The sequence below is a fragment of the Confluentibacter flavum genome (genome assembly GCF_002843175.1).
GTDB lineage: Bacteria > Bacteroidota > Bacteroidia > Flavobacteriales > Flavobacteriaceae > Confluentibacter > Confluentibacter flavum.
Window position 1 is genome coordinate 1 of the sequence record NZ_PJEO01000053.1, and the last position, 21,543, is coordinate 21,543.

At 35.0% G+C, this 21,543-nt stretch carries 15 protein-coding genes; 7 read left to right on the forward strand and 8 right to left on the reverse strand.

The features are described 5' to 3' along the window. Window positions 1–14 precede the first annotated feature (14 nt). The 6 genes from CSW08_RS15275 to CSW08_RS15305 all read right to left on the reverse strand — a co-directional run bounded on the left by CSW08_RS15275 (window position 15) and on the right by CSW08_RS15305 (window position 10,452). Window positions 15–893, reverse strand: coding sequence for an IS982 family transposase (locus CSW08_RS15275; RefSeq protein WP_106658080.1), 879 nt, complete (start codon window positions 891–893; stop codon window positions 15–17). Window positions 894–1,232: 339 nt separating this feature from the next. Beyond that, entirely contained in the window at window positions 1,233–1,691 is a 459-nt protein-coding gene (gene tnpA / locus CSW08_RS15280; protein WP_106660781.1) for an IS200/IS605 family transposase, read from the reverse strand. A 739-nt stretch (window positions 1,692–2,430) separates the two neighbouring features. Then, window positions 2,431–3,321, reverse strand: a complete 891-nt coding sequence (locus CSW08_RS15290; protein ID WP_106660745.1) for a transglutaminase family protein — start codon at window positions 3,319–3,321, stop codon at window positions 2,431–2,433. Window positions 3,322–3,323: 2 nt separating this feature from the next. Next, window positions 3,324–5,879 (reverse strand): circularly permuted type 2 ATP-grasp protein, encoded by a 2,556-nt coding sequence (locus tag CSW08_RS15295; protein WP_106660746.1) that lies wholly within the window; start codon window positions 5,877–5,879, stop codon window positions 3,324–3,326. Between the two features lie 13 nt (window positions 5,880–5,892). Continuing rightward, window positions 5,893–9,216 (reverse strand): transglutaminase family protein, encoded by a 3,324-nt coding sequence (locus CSW08_RS15300; protein ID WP_106660747.1) that lies wholly within the window; start codon window positions 9,214–9,216, stop codon window positions 5,893–5,895. 195 nt (window positions 9,217–9,411) lie between these two features. Then, window positions 9,412–10,452: a GMP reductase gene (locus CSW08_RS15305; RefSeq protein WP_106660748.1), complete on the reverse strand. Its 1,041-nt coding sequence runs from the start codon at window positions 10,450–10,452 to the stop codon at window positions 9,412–9,414. A 149-nt stretch (window positions 10,453–10,601) separates the two neighbouring features. On the opposite strand from CSW08_RS15305, the gene CSW08_RS15310 reads away from it, so the two are divergent. Further along, entirely contained in the window at window positions 10,602–12,029 is a 1,428-nt protein-coding gene (locus CSW08_RS15310) for a response regulator (protein WP_106660749.1), read from the forward strand. Here CSW08_RS15310 and CSW08_RS15315 read toward each other — a convergent pair. Then, on the reverse strand, window positions 12,026–12,415 hold the full coding sequence (locus CSW08_RS15315; RefSeq protein WP_106660750.1) for a RidA family protein: 390 nt from the start codon (window positions 12,413–12,415) through the stop codon (window positions 12,026–12,028). The genes CSW08_RS15310 and CSW08_RS15315 overlap by 4 nt on opposite strands. A 23-nt stretch (window positions 12,416–12,438) precedes the next feature. Beyond that, window positions 12,439–15,186 (reverse strand): putative LPS assembly protein LptD, encoded by a 2,748-nt coding sequence (locus CSW08_RS15320; protein WP_106660751.1) that lies wholly within the window; start codon window positions 15,184–15,186, stop codon window positions 12,439–12,441. 111 nt (window positions 15,187–15,297) lie between these two features. On the opposite strand from CSW08_RS15320, the gene CSW08_RS15325 reads away from it, so the two are divergent. The 6 genes from CSW08_RS15325 (at window position 15,298) to serB (ending at window position 21,478) form a co-directional block, all read left to right on the forward strand. Beyond that, complete coding sequence (locus CSW08_RS15325; RefSeq protein WP_106660752.1) at window positions 15,298–16,425, forward strand: N-acetylmuramoyl-L-alanine amidase family protein; 1,128 nt, start codon at window positions 15,298–15,300, stop codon at window positions 16,423–16,425. Between the two features lie 140 nt (window positions 16,426–16,565). Continuing rightward, complete coding sequence (locus CSW08_RS15330) at window positions 16,566–17,501, forward strand: MlaD family protein (protein WP_106660753.1); 936 nt, start codon at window positions 16,566–16,568, stop codon at window positions 17,499–17,501. A 6-nt stretch (window positions 17,502–17,507) separates the two neighbouring features. Beyond that, the gene (locus CSW08_RS15335) at window positions 17,508–18,815 is read left to right on the forward strand and encodes a (Fe-S)-binding protein (RefSeq protein WP_106660754.1); all 1,308 of its coding nucleotides are present in this window, start codon (window positions 17,508–17,510) and stop codon (window positions 18,813–18,815) included. Window positions 18,816–18,823: 8 nt separating this feature from the next. After that, window positions 18,824–19,615, forward strand: a complete 792-nt coding sequence (locus tag CSW08_RS15340; protein ID WP_106660755.1) for a (Fe-S)-binding protein — start codon at window positions 18,824–18,826, stop codon at window positions 19,613–19,615. 61 nt (window positions 19,616–19,676) lie between these two features. Then, a complete protein-coding gene (locus tag CSW08_RS15345) occupies window positions 19,677–20,162 on the forward strand; it encodes an ABC transporter ATPase (protein ID WP_106660756.1) in 486 nt (161 codons plus the stop codon). A gap of 92 nt (window positions 20,163–20,254) precedes the next feature. Next, on the forward strand, window positions 20,255–21,478 hold the full coding sequence (serB, locus tag CSW08_RS15350) for a phosphoserine phosphatase SerB (RefSeq protein ID WP_106660757.1): 1,224 nt from the start codon (window positions 20,255–20,257) through the stop codon (window positions 21,476–21,478). The last annotated feature ends 65 nt before the right edge of the window (window positions 21,479–21,543 follow it).

Below are 21,543 nucleotides of genomic sequence, written 5' to 3' on the forward strand. Positions count from 1 at the left end.
ACTCGTTGTGCATTTTAAATAATGCTAATTTTAATATTGTTGATGTTTCTATCAAAAATAAACTTATTGATATATTGAATTGTTGTAAGGGCCGCTATTTTAGATAGGATCCTAGTCTTAAATCCTCGAAAAGACTTGGCATAATTACGTCTTATCATAAATTGGTCACATAATTGTGAGAACAATGTCTCTATTCTTTTTCTCTTTTTTCTGAAAATGTAAGGTTGTTTTTTATAATCTTTTTGATTGCTTCTCATAGGTGTATTTAGCTTTATGTTACAGGTTTCAAACAAATTGAGCTGTATTTCTGCTGATAGATACCCTCTATCTCCAATTAAAGTGCAATCGCCCATTTGTGCTTTAATGTCCTTAAGGTAATTGACATCGTGTACCGATGCAGGGCTCAAATCGACACTTTGAAAAACACCTTTAATAGAACAGACGGCGTGCAGCTTATAACCATAATAATTGGAACCTTGGGAGGCACAATAGCCTTTGTCAGGAAAAGCATAGGCATCCTCTTTACAGACTCTCGAACGGGAACTTCGTGATAATTTACAAACCTCTAAAGGCATACTGTCCACTATAAAATAATCTTCAAATTCATTAAAATGAGAGGCTAATCTTAATCGGATATCATCCATGTAACCTACTAATTTCCGTCTTCTTCGATTGTAGACGCTCCTGTCTATTTTTGAGGCAATAATGACAGGGAGCTTTCTAAATAAATCATTCTCACTATCTATTCCCATAAATTCAGCTGTTAAGCTTAAACAAATCAGTTCCAAATCACTCAGCTTCGGTCGACGTCTTTGATAGTCCAAAAGTTGTTCTTTTGATATTTTTTGTAATACTTCCAATATTCTTTCGTAATTTGCATTTAAGTTGTTCATAATTAATGTTTTATCGCTAAAACAATTTACTGATTATCAGTAATATGGACAACTTTTTTCTTTTAAATCATAATGCACAACGGGTTAATAATATGTTCTTTAAAATATGCCGACAGTTTCAGAAGCTAGTTCAGAAATTATTGGTTTTCGCTCATTTTGTGTTTTTTTGTGCTCCAAAGGCGCAGAATATTAACAGATTCTAATCATTTTATTTATTTAGCTCCGCAGGCGCGAAATATTAACAGATCGTAATCATTTTTATTTATTTAGCTCCGTAGGAGCGAAATATTAATAGATTTGTATTTTATTGTTTATTTGTTTAGCTCCAGAGGAGCGACATTATTCATCCGTAAAAATATATTCATTTTTAAAATCAATTTCACAAGCCTTTAAAAAATCAATGTATTCTTCTTTAAACGTTTGCACCTTATGATGCTCTTCTTGATTCTTTATGTAATTTACAATTTTAGGTATTTGTGATTGCCCCAATGTAAATGCACCAAAACCTGTTTGCCATTCAAATTTTCCTTTAATAAATCTTTTTTCATTAATCCATTTAGAAGAATTTGCTTTTATATCCCTCACTAAATCTGATAAATTACAATTTGGTTTTGTCCCTATTAAAAGATGGATATGGTTTGGTATTCCATTAATAATAAATAGTTTTTGGTCTTTATTGGCAATGATGCCAGAAATATATTTATATAATTCGTCTTTCCATTTTGTTGCTATATGGTTTTGCCGTCCTTTTACTGCAAAGACGATATGAAAATATAATTGTGTATAGGTATTTGCCACTTTTATGTGTTTAAAGATGTCGCTCCTCTGGAGCTGAAATGCAATGTTAGATTTTTTTCTATTAATATATTGCCACGCTGTGGCTGTTATATTTTTTGTTTTTTTTATGATAAAAGTTTTTTGTTCATGACGTAACATTCTATTAATATATTATTGCCATGATCTGGTTGTTGTCTATTGAAATATAGCTTCCCTGTGGCTTTTAGACCCTTTGTTCTTGTTGAGCTAAACGTTTTTCGTTTATGGCGTAACCATTCTATTAATATATTGCCAGGTTCTGGTTGTCGTCTATTGAAATATTGCCACGCTGTGGCTTTTAGACCTTTTGTTCTTGTTGAGCCAAACATTTTTCGTTTATGGCATAACCATTCTATTATTATATTGCCATGCTGTGGCTGTTATCTATTGAAAAATAGCCACTCTATGGTTGTTGTACCTTTTGTTTTTTTTGTGCTAAACGTTTTCGTTTATGGCATACCACTTTATTAATATATTGTCACGTTCTGGTTGTTGTCTATTGAAATATAGCCTCCCTGTGGCTGTTGTGCTTCTTGTTCTTTTTGTGCTCCGTAGGAGCAAAATATTAATAGATTATATTTTATTTTTTATTCGTTTAGCTCCAGAGGAGCGGCCATTAGGATATAAAATTGCTTCAATATTTTTATATCCACACCAAACGAATATAGTCAATATTTCCCACAAGCCAAAATGAAAATCAGGAGTAATAAAAAAAAGAATTTTAAACCGCAGGTCTAATATCCACCGCTACTTTCATTTTGTTTTTACCGGTGCTGTAAATAACGCCTTTTAGTGGTGGGACATCGTAATAATCACGACCCCAAGACACGACAATGTGTTGGTTTTTGGGTATTTGGTTGTTTGTGGGGTCAAAATCCACCCAACCAAATTTAGGGATATACATAGAAAACCAGGCATGGGAGGCATCGGCACCTATTAATTTTTCTTTTCCGGGTGGTGGCACGGTTTCAATATAACCACTAATGTAGCGTGCCGGCAATCCAACCGAGCGTACACAGGCAATGGCAATTTGTGCAAAATCTTGGCAAACCCCTTTCTTCTCTTTCATAACATCGTGTATGGGTGTTGCGACATTGGTAAACTCCGAGTTAAACTCAAAGTCGGTGTAAATACGTTGCATTAACTCATAAGCCGCTTCAAAAATAGGTCTGTCAGGCTTAAAAGATATATCTGCGTAGGCTTTTATTTCAGGCGAAATGCCAGCAATGAGGATAGATTCCAATACATATTGACGGATATCCAATATTGGTTCTTGATAGCTTTTTAATGCTATTAACGCTTGTTGTAATGTGATACTTTTGCCTTCTATAGATTCGTCAATATTGGGTTGTAAACTATAATCCCGAAGTATTTTGCTATGGGTGGCTACTTTTAGTTCAGTATGATATTTTTGAATGGAAAATCGGGTAACGGTATTACCGAAAAAATCCAATTTTTCTGAAATTTCGCTCGGTGTTGGACTAATGACTATTTGATAATCCAATACGGTTTGTCCAAGCAGATCTTTTGGTTTCAACGTGGCTAGATTATGGCAAAAAGTCACCCCGCTTTCATAAAAATAACTGGTAGTATGTGATACTTGAAAAACCATGATTAAAGAGGGAAGTTTTGATTAACCAATTGGGTTTGTTGGTATGTATGATTAAAATAGGTGTTTGAAATAGACAATGACATGTTGTGCAATAAATCAGCAAGTTCGGAAAGTTCTGTGTCCAGATGTTCCCTTAAGGTGCTATCGTCATTCAATTCCACTAGTTTATTGATATTTAAATTTTCAATTTTAATATTGGCCTCTTTTATCAATCTCTGGCATTCGGTAACAGCTTCTGTGTTTTTAGAATGTGGCAATCTATCAATATCTTTTTGGATTCTTTTAAGTTGATAGGTCAATGATTTTGGATATTCTTTATCAAGTAAAATCAAGTTTAAAACATTTTCTAAACTTAAATACGACTTGTAACTATATCTGTAAATATTCAAACTTTCGTGACTTGTTAAAAGCGATTCCAATATTTCGTATTGCAAATGTTCTTCTAAATTAAAAACCAAAAGTGAGCGACATTTAGACACGTTCATCATGGCCTGTTCGGTTTGTAAACCAATAAAATACATCAAAAGCCCTTGATCTACCAAAATGCTTTCTTCTATAAGACCCATAAAAGCAATTAATCTGGTAATAATGCGATCTAAAAGTTTTATGATGTCGGAAATAGCATATTTTTTCTCGTCTTTAAAGCGGCCCCAAATTTTCTGAATCCCATCAAAAACACGCCACATATCTTTAGACCATAAGTTTCTTAACGAATAGTATGAATTATTAAAACTGTTGAGCGTTTGCGCAAACGAACCAAGACGTTTGTCATCTTTTATGACTGAAAGAATCTCTTTTAACGGATTTTTTAAGGCTTCTTCATTATCCTCGCCAATAAACCCAGGATAGGTATAAGTGATGGTGGTAAGTGATTGAAATAAAAATTGTAGTTTTTCTGATTCAATTTTTTGAATATTGAATTGGGAATTACTCATTTGGTTTAGCACCATTCTTAAAAATCGTGCCGTTACAATGGCTCTACCTAAGTATCTACCAGACCAATAGAGGTTTTCGGCGGTATTGCTTGGTAGGTCATTAATATTTGAAATAGAGATTTTACAAGTATTATCCCAAGCATAATGATGCATGCTTGTTTGGGGATTATCCGTAATGATCCAAAAATCTTTACTTACGCCGCCACGTTGGTTGGACACATGCAAATCTTCCCGTTCGGGTGCCACCCGAACCAAACCACCAGGCATCACGCTATAGGAGTTTTTCCTTGCGATGGCAAAGGTACGGCACATGACTTTTCTAGGTTCTAAACGCCCATCAACAAAATCGGGTGCTGTTGAAAATGATATTTTTTCTTGGGCAACAAAGCGATAAGGGTTAGACTGTATTTCCCGTTTTAGCTTTTCTAATTGGTTGGCATCCAAAAATTCACAGAAAAATAAACTTTCCCTGTTAGAACGGTCAATGCGTTTCACTACAAAATTAGAGAGGTTGCTTAAAACATATTGGCGTTCTTTTTCTTGTCCGCACCACCAAGATGCTATTTGTGGCAATATTAAATCTTCATTTAAGAAATATTTGGAAATCGCATTCATAAAAGGAATGAGACCCGAATTTTCCAGTACACCGCTTCCAATAGGATTGATGATGGTGACATTTTGATTCCTAACTACATCCAACAAGCCGGCAACACCTAGATAAGAATCTTCACGTAACTCCAAGGGGTCCATATACACATCATCCACACGTCTTAAAATAACATCCACTTGTTTGAGTTCTTTTAAGGTTTTCATCCACACCTTGCCGTTGCGCACCACCAAATCGTTCCCGGTTACCAATGGGCATCCTAAAAATGACGACAAATAGGAATGCTCAAAATAAGTTTCATTTAAAGGGCCTGGGGTAAGAATAACAATATTCGGGTTGTCCTTATTATTATGGGCAGCATCAATAAGCATTTGATTGAAACCATAAAAGAAGCTAGAAGAATGTTGTACATGTATGTTTTTAAATATAGAAGGAACGGCTCTATTTATGGCATATCTATTTTCTAGGGCATAACCCATACCAGAAGGCGCTTGTGTGCGGTCGTTAACTACCCACATTCGTCCATCGGGACCTCTGGATAAATCAGCAGAATGGATTAATAAGTTTTTAGATGTTTTATAGTCTATTTGGTCGCATTGCCTTAGAAATCCTCTATGGGCAAAAACAACTTCATGGGGAATGACCCCTTTTTTAATTAATTCGCGTTTGCCATAAATGTCTTTTAAAATCAAATTTAATAGTTCGGCGCGCTGAATAATCCCTTTTTCTATGGTTTTCCATTCATTTTCATGGATTAAAAAAGGTACCACATTCAAATTCCAAGGGCGGTGCATCCCTTTGGGGTCGTTATAGACATTGTAGGTTACCCCAGTTTCATCCATCAACCAATCAACTTCATTTTGCTTATTGATTAATTCTTTCAACCCTAATTGATTGATGTTTTCAAGTAAGGTTTCCCAATTGGGATTTATGGTCATATTAGATTTCAATACCTCATCATAATTTCTATTTTCAGAAAAATAATTTTGAAATAATATGTTGGAGTCTAATATCATGAAAAAGGCGCTATTATTTTTTTCGCAAATCTAAGGTATTTGGAAACTCAAAATTGATTGGAAGCACTTTATATCTGAATTTTTTCTCGCCACCCTTTTGTTTAACGCTTTTATTGGATTTATCGGTGTCTTGGGAAATATTTTCCACATCACCTTGGGTATGGCCAAATTCCCAAAAACGACTGATTCTTCTGGATTCCGCTTCATAGCTATTAACAGGATAGGTTTCGTATGAACGGCCTCCCGGATGTGCCACAAAATACGTGCAGCCTCCAATGGAACGTCTGTTCCAAGTATCCACGATATCAAAAACCAAAGGCGTATCCACATCAATGGTTGGGTGCATGGCCGAATACGGGTTCCAAGCTTTATAACGCACACCAGCTACAAATTCTTCTTTTACCGTGGTACTTTTTAAGTCCACTTTAATGCCGTTACAAGTCAGTACATAACGCTCATTATTGAAATTAGACACCTTAACCTGAAGGCGTTCTACTGAAGAATCAACATACCTCGCCGTGCCGCCGCCCGTAACTTCTTCTCCAAGAACGTTCCAAGGCTCGATACCAGCTCGTAATTCCAAATGGATATTATTAATTTCAACCATACCATGAAGTGGAAACCTAAATTCAAAAAACGGATTGAACCAATCTTCTTTAAATCTATAACCTGCCTTGTTTAATTGGGTAACAATATCTTTAATATCTTCTCTTACAAAATGTTCAATTAAAAATTTATCGTGTAATTCTGTGCCCCAACGGACTAATTTATGCTCGTAAGGTTTTTTCCAAAACCAAGCCACTAAGGTTCTTACCAATAAGTTTTGCATCAAACTCATTTGCGGGTGCGGTGGCATATCAAAAGCACGTAATTCTAAAATACCCAATCTCCCAGAAGATGAGTCTGGAGAATATAATTTATCGATACAAAACTCGGCACGATGCGTATTTCCTGTAAGATCCGTTAATAAATGTCTGAACAACCTATCGGTCAGCCAAAAAGGGACTTTACCGTTTTTCGGAATTTGATTAAAGGCAATTTCGAGTTCATACAGGTTTTCCATTCGGGCTTCATCAATTCGAGGTGCTTGACTGGTAGCACCAATAAATGCCCCTGAAAATAAATAGGAAAGTCCTGGGTGATGTTGCCAAAACGTCAATAAACTTCGTAACAAACTTGGTTTTCTTAAAAGCGGGCTATCAGCTGGGGTAATGCCACCTAATGTGACATGGTTACCACCACCAGTGCCCGTATGTTTACCATCAAGCATGAACTTTTCTGTCCCCAAACGTGATTTTTTAGCTTGGTCGTAAAGGGTTAAGGTATTATAAGTAAGCTCCTCCCAGTTTTTTGCAGGATGCACATTTACTTCAATAACACCTGGGTCTGGAGTCACTTTCATGGATTCCAATCGGTTATCTTTTGGCGGGTCATAGCCTTCAATAATCACAGGAATCGATAGTTCTTTAGCAGTTGCTTCAATAGAAGCCATTATATCCAAAAATATTTCGGCACTGTCTAAAGGCGGCAAAAACAAATGAAGTTTTTCATCCCTAACTTCAGCACATAAAGCTGTTCTTATAAAATAATTGGTTTTCTTTGATGGAATGCCGTTGGTTTTAATATCGTTCACCCTTTTATTTACAGCTCTTTTATAATTTGGCAGTTTTTTCTTTTTTGAAAACAGGTCTGGTTGATATACCGGAAATTCCTCATGCTCGGCTTTCTCCACTAAAGAATCTAAAGGTAAACGCAAGCCAACGGGTGAATTTCCGGGAATTAAAAATAAATGCTCTCTTCTAAACTCCCAATGGCAGGTGTACCAATCGCCCATGGTATTATTTAAGGGCAACACATAGCCAATGGCTTTTGATGTGCCTTCCTTTAAAATATCTTTTAGCTTGTTTTTTACAAGCATATTACCATCTTCTTTGGTGGGGTCAATATCCATAGGCATTTTGCCTTCTTGCCACAGAAAATAAAAGGAATCTTCAAATGTCGGTTTTATCGTGGTGTCAGTAATGCCTAAATATTTTGTAAGCGACTTTAGGAATAATTTATCAGCGTCTTTCGGAATTTTAGGATTATCGGAAAATAATGAAAACAGTTTTTTATCATTCCAAATGTTCTTTCCATCTTTTCGCCAACATAGTTCTATAGTCCATCTTGGTAAGGGTTCTCCGGGGTACCATTTTCCTTGAGCTTGGTGCAACATACCACCTTTAGCAAACGTATCATATAACCGAACCGATAGGTTTTTTGCCAACTCCCTTTTATGCGGACCGTCTGCATCGGTGTTCCATTCAGGTGATTCCATATCGTCAATTGATACAAAGGTAGGTTCGCCTCCCATAGTCAGTCTAACATCGCCTTTTTCCAGTTGTTTTTCTACTTGAAACCCCAGTTTATATATGGCCTTCCATTGTTCTTCCGTATAGGGTTTTGTAACACGAGGTGATTCAAAAATGCGTTTTACGGAGTTTTCAAAAAAGAATTCCGTTTCACATATATCGGTCATTCCCGACACTGGAGCGGCACTTTCAAATGAAGGTGTACACGCTAATGGGATGTGGCCTTCGCCTGCCAGTAAACCTGACGTCGCATCAAAACCAATCCAGCCAGCACCAGGCAAATAGACTTCTGCCCAAGCATGTAAATCGGTAAAATCTGCTTCAGGACCTGACGGGCCATCCAATGATTTTTCATCCGATTTTAATTGTACCAAATACCCGGATACAAAGCGAGCTCCAAATCCTAAATGGCGCAATGTTTGAACAAAAAGCCAAGCATAATCCCGGCACGACCCATTTTTCTGGCTTAGGGTTTCTTCACAAGTTTGTACGCCTGGATCCATACGAATGTTATAATTAAGGTATTCGTATATTTTTCTGTTGATATCGATTAAAAAGTATATGGTTTTTCTAGGGGTTTTATCAATGGTTTTGAGAAAATCCATTAATAATTGGCCTCTTTCAGTGACTTCAAGATAGGGCAGCAGCTCTTTTTTGATGGTGTCGTTATACTCAAAGGGGTATTCTTCTGCAGATTCTTCAACAAAGAAATCAAACGGATTTATGGTTTTTAAATCGGCTATGATTTCAACATCAATCGATAATTCTGTGGTTTTTTCTGGAAAAATCAATCGTGCTAAATAATTACCGAAAGGATCTTGTTGCCAATTAAAAAATTGGTTTTCGGGTTTGATTTTTATAGAATAGGCCTCTATGGGTGTTCTGCTGTGTGGTGCAGGCCGAAGTCTAAAAATATGTGGAGAAAGTGATACCGGTCTGTCGTATTTGTATAATGTTTTATGTGAAATTACAATTTTTAATGCCATCTATTACTTAATTTAAAATCAACTACAATGTAAGTTATTTTTATTTTTTATTTTTAAAAACACTTCCAAAATACTGATATATTTTATGCTGATAAATTATGATTTTATCATTTTAAAAACAAAGATTTTTGAATTTGTAAAATTAGCGGTAAAAAAATAGCTAATAGTAACTTTAATGACAAATGAAAGTTGCCGTTATTCCGTATAAATCTGATTTTCCTGTTCAGCAACCCTAATAAAAGTGGTCCGTTTGGTAAGTTCTTTTAAACGTCGAGCACCAACATATGTACAAGTGCTTCTTAAACCTCCCAAAATATCCTGCAAGGTGTTATCGACTTTCCCTCTGTATGGAATTTCTACCGTTTTCCCTTCACTAGCTCTATATTCAGCAACACCACCAACGTGTTTTTCCATAGCGGTAGAAGAGCTCATCCCATAAAATTTTCTAAAGGGCTTGCCGTTTTTTTCAATAATTTCCCCACCACTTTCATCATGGCCAGCAAACATACCACCTAACATGACAAAATCGGCACCAGCACCAAACGCTTTCGCCACATCTCCGGGCGTTGTACAACCACCATCACTTATTATTTGTCCGCCCAAACCATGAGCAGCATCAGCACATTCTATAATAGCAGATAATTGCGGATAACCAACACCGGTTTTTATTCTAGTGGTACACACAGAACCGGGACCAATACCAACTTTCACAATATCTGCTCCAGATAATAATAGTTCTTCAACCATTTCACCCGTAACCACATTTCCTGCAATAATGACTTTGTCTGGATATAAACCCCTCATTTTCTTTACAAAGTTCGCAAAGTGTTCAGAATAACCATTGGCAACATCAATACAAATGAATTTAAGTTGTGGATTTCGACTAATAATAGTCGCTAATTTATCGGAATCATGTTTGCTAATACCGGTACTTATGGCTACATAATCAGACATAGCATCTTGAGTGTTTTCAAAAAAAAGATTCCAATCATTAATGGTGTAATGTTTGTGTATAGCCGTAATTAATTTTTTGTTGGATAGGGCGTAAGCCATTTCAAACGTACCAACGGTATCCATATTTGCCGCCATAATAGGAATGCCTTCCCAGGTGATAGGACTGTGCATAAATTTAAATTCCCTATCTAAATTAACTTCCGATCTGCTTTTTAGTGTGGAACGTTTCGGACGAATCATAACATCCTTAAATCCTAGTTTTATATCGTATTCTATGCGCATAAGTATCTGAAATTAATCTAATATCAAAAATATGTCTTTTTTAAGATTTAGGATTAAAAAAGACAACATATATTAAATGGCACTCAAAAACCATAATTGTTTTGTGTATTTAATTAATTATGGATTAAGTTTGTTAAAATAATAATTTAATGGTGTTTTTATCACAATCTAGCAAGTTTTCAAAACGTATCCTTGGGCTGTCTTTTTTAGCATTGGTTGCCATTTCCGTTATTTTTTACTTGTTGTATAGTTATATAGATGGAAATAAAGACTTGTATGTTATTGCTACATTGTTACTAATTATTGTAACTATATTACTTATAGCGGTGTTGTATCTTTTATGGACTAAAGCCCATGATGGCTATATTAAATCTGAGTTGATTAACGATATTGACAAACTTGAAAAAAGCTTAGAAAAAGCCAATTTGCTTGTTGACCATAAATCAGTTTATTTGGCAAATATGAGCCATGAAATTAGGATACCTCTTAATGCCGTATTGGGAATGCTTAATATGTTGAAAAAAACAAATTTGGATAGTGACCAAATGGCAGAGGTTGAAATTGCCCAATATTCATCAGAACATTTATTACAGTTGGTGAATATGATTTTAGATAATGCAAAGTTTGAACATGACAATACCAATTTAAATTTGGTTGTTATCGATTTAGAGTCAGATTTATCTAAGCTTTTCAAAGTTTTGGAATATCAAGCTTGGGACAAAAACTTAGATTTTGAATTTAAATTCTTATCAGAAAAGAAACCTAAATTCTTGTTATTGGGTGACTTATCCAGAATACAGCAAGTGCTTATTAATTTAATTAATAATGCCATTAAGTTTACACATTCAGGTAAAATATCGGTTACCATACACCAAACGGTTAGTAATGACGATAACCAAATCGTTACTTTTTATGTGAAGGATACTGGGGTTGGGTTGTCGCCATTTGAAGTTAAAAAAATTTTTAAAATCTCTGAAAATGATGACGTATCAACCATGAAACATTATAGAGGTGGTGGTATGGGTCTTTCCATTTCATACAAACTTGTGAAATTAATGGGAGGTGAGTTAGAATTAGAAAGTAAAGAGAATGAAGGGTCTATATTTTATTTCAGTTTACAGTTAAAAAAGACCTTGAATCTAAAAACAGAGATTAAAGAACCTGCAGTTGATTTGCTGAATAAATTCGACTATAAATTTAGTGTACTTGTGGCTGAAGATAATAAAATAAACCAAAAGGTTATTAAGTTTTTGCTTGAGCAACAAGGGGCAGATTGTACTTTGGTGAGAAATGGACTTGAAGCAGTGAAATTGTATAGTGTTCTCGATTTCGATTTGATTTTTATGGATATTTATATGCCAGAAATGGATGGCTATGAAGCCACTAGAACCATAAAGGCAACAGATAAATATGCTAGAACCAACACACCAATAATAGCAGTTTCGGCAAGTGCTTTTGAAGCTGATATTCAAAAGGCCAAATTATCTGGTGTTGATGATTTTTTGGCAAAGCCGATTGGAACAGATAGGTTGAAAGAATTGTTGGTTAAATATTCACCACAAAACCAGCCTATTTAAAGGTCACGATTAACGGCAATCATACTAATTTCAACATGTACGTCTTTGGGTAATCTTGCAACTTGCACCGTCTCTCTGGCAGGCGCATTAGCGTCTTCAAAATAACTACCGTATACCTCGTTTATTTGTGAAAAATCATTCATATCACTAATAAAAATGGTTGATTTCACTACATTGTCAAAGCTCATGTCGGCAGCATTTAGTACTGCTTTTAAGTTCTCCATAACTTGTTTAGTTTCAGCTTTTATATTGTCTAAAACCAACATTCCCGTTTCAATATTCATAGCAATTTGACCGGAGAGGTACAATGTCTCTCCGCTCAAAACCGCTTGATTGTATGGGCCAATAGGTGTTGGGGCATTGGGTGTATTAATAATTTTTCGCATATAAACTTATATTTCAGAATTAATTATAGTCGTTGATCTGGCTGCCTACGTTTTTCGTATTTAAGGTCTTTTAAGATATTGGATGATATACCAATAAAAAAGTTCCATGAACTGTTGGCACTAAAGGGTACCCAACTAAAATCCATGCTCCAACTCAACAAATCACGCTTGAATCGTAATTGGGTAAACGTAAAACCGTTGTCTTTTAAATCATAACCAGAAGAGGCACCAACAGACCATTTAGGAGACAATTCTATGTCTCCAGAAAACATAAGGGAGTGGGACGATATTAAATTTTCCCTTCTAGCATTTGAATAGTTTACCGCATAGGCTAAACGTAAGCTCCATGGGATTTTATTGTTATAAAATTCCGAAGTTGTTTCTTCTTCATCACCTTCTTCATCTTCAAAATTTTGATTTGAATAATCTTGAGGAAGTCCAAATAAATCATCATCCCTACCACCGTTTCTTACATTCTCTTGAATACCCCTATCGTTTGTGTCCTTTTTATTGTCTTTGCTGGAAAAAGAAGTGCTCATCGTAAAGTTAGCACTTGTAAGCCTGAATAAGCTACCACCGTTATTTATATTGAATTTATCAATTTTATTGTTATTGTTGTCCAAAGCATAGGGATCTAAAGTGGCTCCAAAATTGACAGTCAATTTATTATCAAATAATTGTGTGCCACCGGTCATTCTAATAGGACTCCATTGCAAAGAATCTCCTGCAAGATTATAAGCAGTTGAAAAATTTAAATTGTTTAGTAGAATAACCTTTTTTGGTTCTGTAGCAGTCGTGTCTTTATCCCTTACTTTGGCTTCAAAATTATTTGATACTGAAAGTCCGACCGAACTTGAAAATGTGTTATTGGGAATTCCAAAAATGGACCTCTCGAAGCGGGTATATTCGACATCGCTTGTTGTAAGTCCGTCGGCACTTACAACTTCATAGGTGTCATAATACCTGTCAAAAGCAGGATTGATATTGTAACTAACAGAAGGTCTTACAATATGTCTTATGGCTTTAATTTTAGTGTCTTTACCTTCTTTTTCAAAATTGAACATTCCATAAATGGTGGTTCCTAGGCTGGCACCAAAATTATACGTTCTAAAGGTATCAAAGTTATTAACTGTATCTATTACAATTTTTCTATTTAATTCGTCAAAAGATTTTTTTATGGTTTTAAATGTCCAAACTTCGTTATAATTGGTGCTAGCACTTAAGCTAAAGTGTTTAAATAGTTTAAAGTTTGTGCTTAACGGAATATTGTGTTGAAATCCCGCTTCGGCATCTTTAAACATTTGCTTTGTAAAGAAAAGAGAATCGGTTGTTCTAATTCTGTTTTCTCCTCTAACATTATATTGTAAACTCACATTTTGGATCATGCCCTTTTTGGTACCAACTTTTGGTGCAAAAGGAAAAATCCTGCCAACACTGCCTTGAAAAGTAGGTAGCGTCATATTGATTTCTTGAGTGTTGGTGTTTTGTGTATGTGTAGCCGTAAGGCTAATATTTGTTTGCGGTTCACCTTGAAATGTTTTTGAATAAGAAACAGAAGATGATAGCGTATTGTTCAACGTACTTCCTATATTTGCTTGATTAAGGGTGGTTCTATAATAGGTGCTACTACCTAAGTTTACGGACGCTGAGAATCTGGAGTTCGGGCTTGATTTTCCATCTTGGCTATGGGACCAGCGCAAATTGTAAACTGTAGATTTTGAATAATCTGGAAACCCACGCTCGCTACTTATCAAGTTCTCATACCTAAACGCAAAGTTCCCTCTAAATTTATAACGCAAGGCATAGGTGCTTTCCAAACGCAATCCATAACTTCCATTTGTGTAATAATCTCCTAAAACGGCCAAATCAACATAATCGTTTATGGCAAAATAATACCCGCCATTTTGAAGAAAATAACCTCTTTCGTTCTGTTCGCCAAATGATGGGATAATGACACCGGATGTTTGTGTCTCTGTTTGGGGGAAAAAACCAAAAGGCAATCCTATGGGTGTTGGTACATCATAAATGAATAAGTTGGTTAAACCTGTTACTATTTTTTTTCCGGGTACAACTTTCGCTTTTCTTAATAAAAAATAATACTCAGGATCTTCGAGATTTTCGGCTGTGGTGTACTTTCCTCTATTTATAAAGTAAACCGAATCATTTTCCTTTTTTGTTATAGAGGCAACAACAGTGCCTCCAGATTGTTCTGTTACACTATTATAAATGAGGGCTTTTTCTGTTTTGGTATTATAGATTATAGAATCTGGTTCTACCACATTCTGGCCTTGGGTAAAAACAGGAGCTTGAATATACGTATTGGTTGAGTCTATAATACCTTTGGCGTAAACGGTGTTTTTGCTATAGTCTACCGTAATACTTCCTGCTTTTATATTAATGTCGCCATAGGTTATTTCCGCTTCATTGAATAAATAGAGCTGTTTCTTTTTTTGGTTAAATGAAGTATAATCAGTCGCCCTATAAGTAACAATATCCGTTAAAGTTTCTTTTTTTGGTTTTATGGAATCCGTTACAATGGTATCTTGAGACTTTTCAGAAATTTCAGGAAGCAATAAACTATCAACACTTACTGTAACACTATCTTTAACACTTGGTTCAATAGAGGTTTGTTTTTTTGGGATGTCTTGGGCGAAGCTAAACGTGTTGATAAACACTGTAAAACTTAATGCAAAAAGTATTTTAAAGTTGTTTGTATGCAACGCTTTTAAATGTATTTTTGTAAAAGTATGGCTCGGTTTTTGAAAAGCCAAAATTACATATATTTTTCTGTGATTAATTTAATTATTGAACAAAAAATTTAAATTAAACATTAGCATAAATCCATAGTGTAATAAGTTGCATTTTTAGTCGTTAAAATTCATATGAGAACGAAAAGTTTATCCATTTTAGTATTCTTTATAGTCGTATTAACATTATCTTCATTTGTAGTTAATGATGATGAACAAAATAAATCCGACAAGTTTGTTGTTGTTTTAGATGCAGGTCATGGCGGCAAGGACCCAGGTAATTTGGGCAATGGCTACAGAGAAAAAGACATTGCCTTAAATGTTGTGCTTGGAATTGGAGAAGAGCTGGAGAAAAATCCAGATATTAAAGTGGTTTATACACGTAAAACAGATGTGTTTGTTGATTTATTCGACAGAGGAAAAATAGCTAATAAAGCAAATGCAGACTTGTTTGTTTCGGTACACTGTAATGCACATAAATCTCAAGCTTATGGTACAGAAACGTTTGTTTTGGGTATCCATAAAAACCAAACAAATTTTGATGTTGCAAAAAAAGAAAATGCCGTAATTTTTATGGAAAGCAACCACGAAAGTAAATATGCGGGATTCGACCCCAACTCACCAGAATCAGCCATTAGTATCATATTAGGTCAAGAAGAATATTTAGATCAAAGTATATTGCTGGCTAGTTTTATTCAAGATAATTTTACCAATAAATTAAAAAGAACTAACAGAAAAGTAAAACAGGCTGGTTTAATAGTGTTGCACCAAACCGTTATGCCAAGTGTTTTGGTTGAGCTCGGTTTTTTGACAAATAATGCAGAAGGAGCTTATTTAAATTCAAAAAAAGGACAAAATGATATGTCATCATCTATTGCAGACGCTATATTAAAATACAAAAAGTCTTTAGATTTAAATGTAGAAGATGGCGGTTTAATAAATGAACATTTAGAAGATAATGAAACGCCTGAAACGATTACTACTAATGCTATTAGCTCTGATATAGAGTTTAAAGTTCAAATTTCTGCAGGTCCTAAAGATTTAATCACAAAACCTTATAATTTTAAGGGACTGGAAGCTGTATCTAAAATAAAAGAAGATGGTTTGTATAAGTATTTTTATGGGTTAACTTCCGATTATAATGTTATTAGAAAGCTTGAAGATGAAGCTAAAAGCAAAGGCTATACCTCTTGTTTTATAGTCGCCTTTAAACAGGGAAAAAAAATTCCATTATCCGATGCATTAAAAACAACTGCTAATTAAAGGCGTTCTTTTTAAATTTATTTTAAATTTGTCCATCTAAATAAGATTCATTTTGAAATTAGCATATCTTGAAATTATAATGTTTGCAAAAATGCTTTTATCCGAATTACATCTTTCTGATTAAACAATACGTATTATAGATGAAAATATCAAAAGAAGTAAAAACCGCCATATTAGTTATTTTAGGAATTTCCCTATTTATTTTCGGATTCAATTATTTAAAAGGCAAAAATTTATTTGAGTCAACAGACGTATATTATACCAAGTTTGATTACAATGCTTTAACTAAAGCCTCCACAGTTACCGTAAATGGTAATGTTGTAGGTAAAATTAAAGATATAAGATATGATTACAACAGTGGGAAAACCATCGTGTCTTTTACTGTAAACGACAAATTGAAGTTTTCAAAAAGCAGTATAGTACGCATGTACGAAACAGGCTTGATGGGAGGCAATGGTTTAGCAATTATTAATAGTTTTGAAGGTGAAACTGCTGAGTATGGAGATATGTTACAATCTGAAGTAGAACCAGGGCTCATTACTAGTCTAACAAAAAACTTTTCAGGAATAAGTGACAACTTAGATATGACGTTAAGATCAACCGACTCACTTATTAATAATTTAAACAGCATCGTTATTGATGATTCTGAAGAAGGATTGAAAAGAACGATCGCCGAATTGAATTCAACATTAAAAGGATTTAAGCAATTATCTTCTTCAGCAAATGGTTTGATTTCCAAAAATGATGAGAACATTGCCGTTATACTTGAAAACTTTAAAACCACTAGCGAAAATTTATCTCTATTAACAACTGAATTAAAAGAAGCTAAACTTGGTAGCACCGTGGAGACCTTAAATAAAACAATTACCAGTTTAAATACCGTTTTAGCAACCATTGAAAATGGAGAAGGCTCCATGGGTAAATTATTAAACGATGAAGCATTGTATAATAACCTAAAAGGCGCTTCAAAAGAAATGGAAGAGTTATTAAGGGATATTAAGCTTCACCCAAAACGCTATTTTAGAATCCTATCAAAAAAAGAAATACCTTATTCAGAAGAGGAGCCAGCTAACTAAGCATTTATGCATTATTTACCTAACATATTATTTGCCATTGCGCTAATTATTGGTGCAGGTTATTTTGCGAAACATGTAAAAAAACTCATTCGTAATATAAAATTAGGTCATGATATTGATGTTAGTGATAACAAATCACAACGTTGGAAAAACATGGCGATGATTGCACTCGGGCAAACAAAAATGATGCATAGGCCTATTGCTGGAATGTTGCATATTATTGTTTATGTAGGATTTATAATCATCAATATAGAAGTCTTAGAAATAATCATTGATGGTATATTCGGCACGCATCGTATATTCTCCGCAATAGGAAAACCATACGGGATTTTAATAGGTGCTTTTGAAATTTTAGCGGTTTTAGTATTTGTTTCCGTAATTATTTTTTGGATTAGAAGGAACATTATAAAATTGAAACGTTTCTGGAAATCAGAAATGACCACTTGGCCAAAAAGCGATGCCAATATCATTTTATATTTCGAAATGGTTTTAATGACCTTGTTCTTGGTTATGAATGCAACCGATGCTCCATTTCAAGATATGAATTCGGGTAATGTAATTAGCCAGTTTATAGCACCTTGGTTCGGTTCTCTATCAGAAAGCACTCTACATGTTATAGAACGAGCGGCATGGTGGATGCACATTTTGGGTATTTTGGTGTTTTTAAATTATTTGTACTTCTCAAAACATCTTCATATTTTATTGGCATTCCCCAATACGTATTATGGAAGTTTAAAACCACAAGGACAATTCGATAATTTAGAAGCGGTTACAAAAGAAGTTAGACTGATGATGGATCCCAATGTAGATCCATTTGCTGCGCCCGCCGAAGGCACAGAAACTGAGACACCGGCCAAGTTTGGCGCCAGCGATGTTCAGGATTTAAATTGGTTACAATTATTAAATGCCTATACGTGTACCGAATGTGGACGTTGTACAAGTGAATGCCCCGCCAATCAAACAGGTAAAAAGTTGTCTCCAAGAAAAATCATGATGGACACCCGAGACCGTTTAGAGGAAGTGGGTAAAAATATAGATTTAAATAAAGGAACCTTTAAAGAAGACGGTAAGCAATTGTTGGACAATTATATAACTCAGGAGGAATTGTGGGCTTGTACATCATGTAATGCCTGTGTAGAGGCTTGTCCGGTAAGTATCAATCCGTTATCCATTATTATGGATATGCGTCGTTATTTAGTCATGGAACAGTCTGCTGCGCCAGTAGAACTAAATAGCATGATGACCAATATAGAGAATAATGGAGCGCCATGGCCATACAATCAAATGGACAGGCTAAACTGGAAAAACGAATAATTTAACCCATGAGCGAATTACTAAACGTGCCCACTATGGCAGAATTCATGGCTCAAGGCAAACAGCCCGAAGTATTATTTTGGGTCGGTTGCGCTGGTAGTTTTGATGACAGGGCAAAAAAAATAACCAAAGCCTTTGTTAAATTATTACATAAAGCCAAGGTTGAATTTGCCGTGTTGGGAACAGAAGAAAGTTGTACTGGCGACCCAGCAAAACGAGCTGGTAACGAATTTTTGTTTCAAATGCAAGCCGTAACCAATATTGAAGTGCTTAATGCTTATGAAGTTAAGAAAATAGTAACCGCTTGTCCTCATTGCTTCAACACCATAAAAAACGAATATCCAGGATTGGGCGGTAACTATGAAGTGATGCACCACACCCAATTTTTAAAAGCGTTGCTAGACGAAGGACGGTTAACGATTGAAGGTGGCCAATTTAAAGGAAAGCGCATTACTTTTCACGACCCATGTTATTTAGGCCGGGCCAATAATGTTTATGAAGCCCCACGCGACTTAATTAAAAAGCTTGAAGCCGAACTGGTTGAAATGAAAAACTGCAAACGCACGGGTTTATGTTGTGGAGCAGGAGGCGCGCAAATGTTTAAGGAACCTGAAAAGGGCAATAAAGACGTAAATGTGGAGCGAACAGAGCAAGCTTTAGAAGTAAAACCAGAAATCATAGCGGCAGGTTGTCCGTTTTGTAACACAATGATGACTGATGGTGTAAAGCACAAAGAAAAAGAGAGCGAAGTTGTCATTATGGATATCGCAGAACTTATTGCCAATGCCCAAGATTTGTAAGTTCGTTTATTACTCTTCTTGACAATCAAAAATCGTAAATCAAAAATCGTAAATCAAATCAATGCTAGTAGATTTCAATATATTACCAGAAGAATCAAGAGTTTGGATTTACCAAGCCAATCGTTCATTTAATGAAGAAGAGATTGAAGAAATTCAATCGAAGTTAGATGTTTTTATAGAAAATTGGACGGTACATGGCAGTGATTTGCAGGCAGGGTATCTTATTAAATATAAGCGGTTTATTATAATTGGCTTAAATCAAAACTTAAATAAAGCTTCAGGATGTTCTATTGATGCGTCTGTTTATTTTATTCAACAATTAGAAAAGGACTATCATGTGGATTTACTGGATAAAATGAATGTCTCTTATAAACAAGGCGATTTTATAGCCTACAAAACGCTTCTTGATTTTAAAAAAATGGCAAAAGAAAAAGCCATTTCCAAAAACACCATTGTTTTTAATAATTTAGTGACCACTATTGCTGAATTTAACGAAAACTGGGAAGTGCCAGCAAGCGAAAGTTGGCACAGTAGATTTATTAAATAGGTTATTTTGTCTCCTGTTTTTAAACCTAAAACTTTCATATATCAAATAGAATAATCAATTTTACGGCTTACAAAAAGTGTAAATATAAAATTATGGCGAATGAAATTATTTTACTAAATATTTCAGGACAAGATAAACCAGGCTTAACGTCTGCATTAACAGGTGTTTTGGCAGAATACGGGGCTAAAATATTAGATATTGGGCAAGCAAACATTCATGATACCTTATCTTTAGGTATGTTATTTGAAATCCAAGCGGGAGAAGATTCAGCAGCCGTTTTAAAAGACTTGCTTTTTAAATCTTATGAGCTTGGCATCACTGCTAAGTTTACGCCCATTTCACTTGAGGATTATGAAAATTGGGTAGGCTTACAAGGCAAAAACCGATACATTATTACCATTTTAGGAGAAAAACTGGCGGCCACACAAATTTCTGAAGTTACAAAAGTCATTTCAGAAAAGAACTTAAATATAGATTCCATAATCCGGCTTACAGGTCGAATATCACTATTAAAAAAGGAGGATTATCCAAGAGCCTGTATCCAATTATCCATTCGAGGGGAAATTACAGATAAAACGGAGTTCACCGCTAAATTCATGCAAATTTCTAGGGAGTTAGATGTAGATATTGCGTTTCAAGAAGATAATATTTACAGACGAAACCGGCGCTTGGTTTGTTTCGATATGGACTCCACTTTAATACAGGCCGAAGTTATTGATAGATTGGCAGAATTGGCAGGGGTTGGTGATCAAGTAAAAGCCATTACGGAGGCGGCCATGCAAGGGGAGATAGATTTTAAGGAAAGTTTTATTAGGCGCATGCAACTTTTAAAAGGATTGAGCGAAGAAGTTCTTCATGATGTTGCGATTAATTTACCTTTAACTAAAGGAGCTAGAAGACTTATTGAAACATTAAAAACCTACGGATTTAAAACGGCTATTTTATCAGGGGGGTTTACATACTTCGGTCATTATTTACAAAAGGAGTTAGGTATAGATTATGTTTATGCCAATGAACTGGAAATTAAAGACGGTTTGTTAACAGGCGGCTATGTTGGCGAAATTGTTGATGGCAACAAAAAAGCAGAATATCTTAAAGAAATCGCCCAAAAAGAAGGTTTACATATAAACCAGACCATTGCTGTAGGGGATGGCGCTAACGATTTACCAATGCTAAACCTTGCTGGCTTAGGAATTGCATTTCATGCCAAACCAACAGTAAAAGATAATGCACAAAGTTCCATCTCTAGTATTGGGTTAGATGGTGTTTTATATTTGTTAGGGTATCACGACAGGCATATAGATTTAATTGAATAGTTTATTACCACCAACATTTTGTTTACAAACTTGTTATAAATCTATCTTAAAGTCGTTTTATCTTC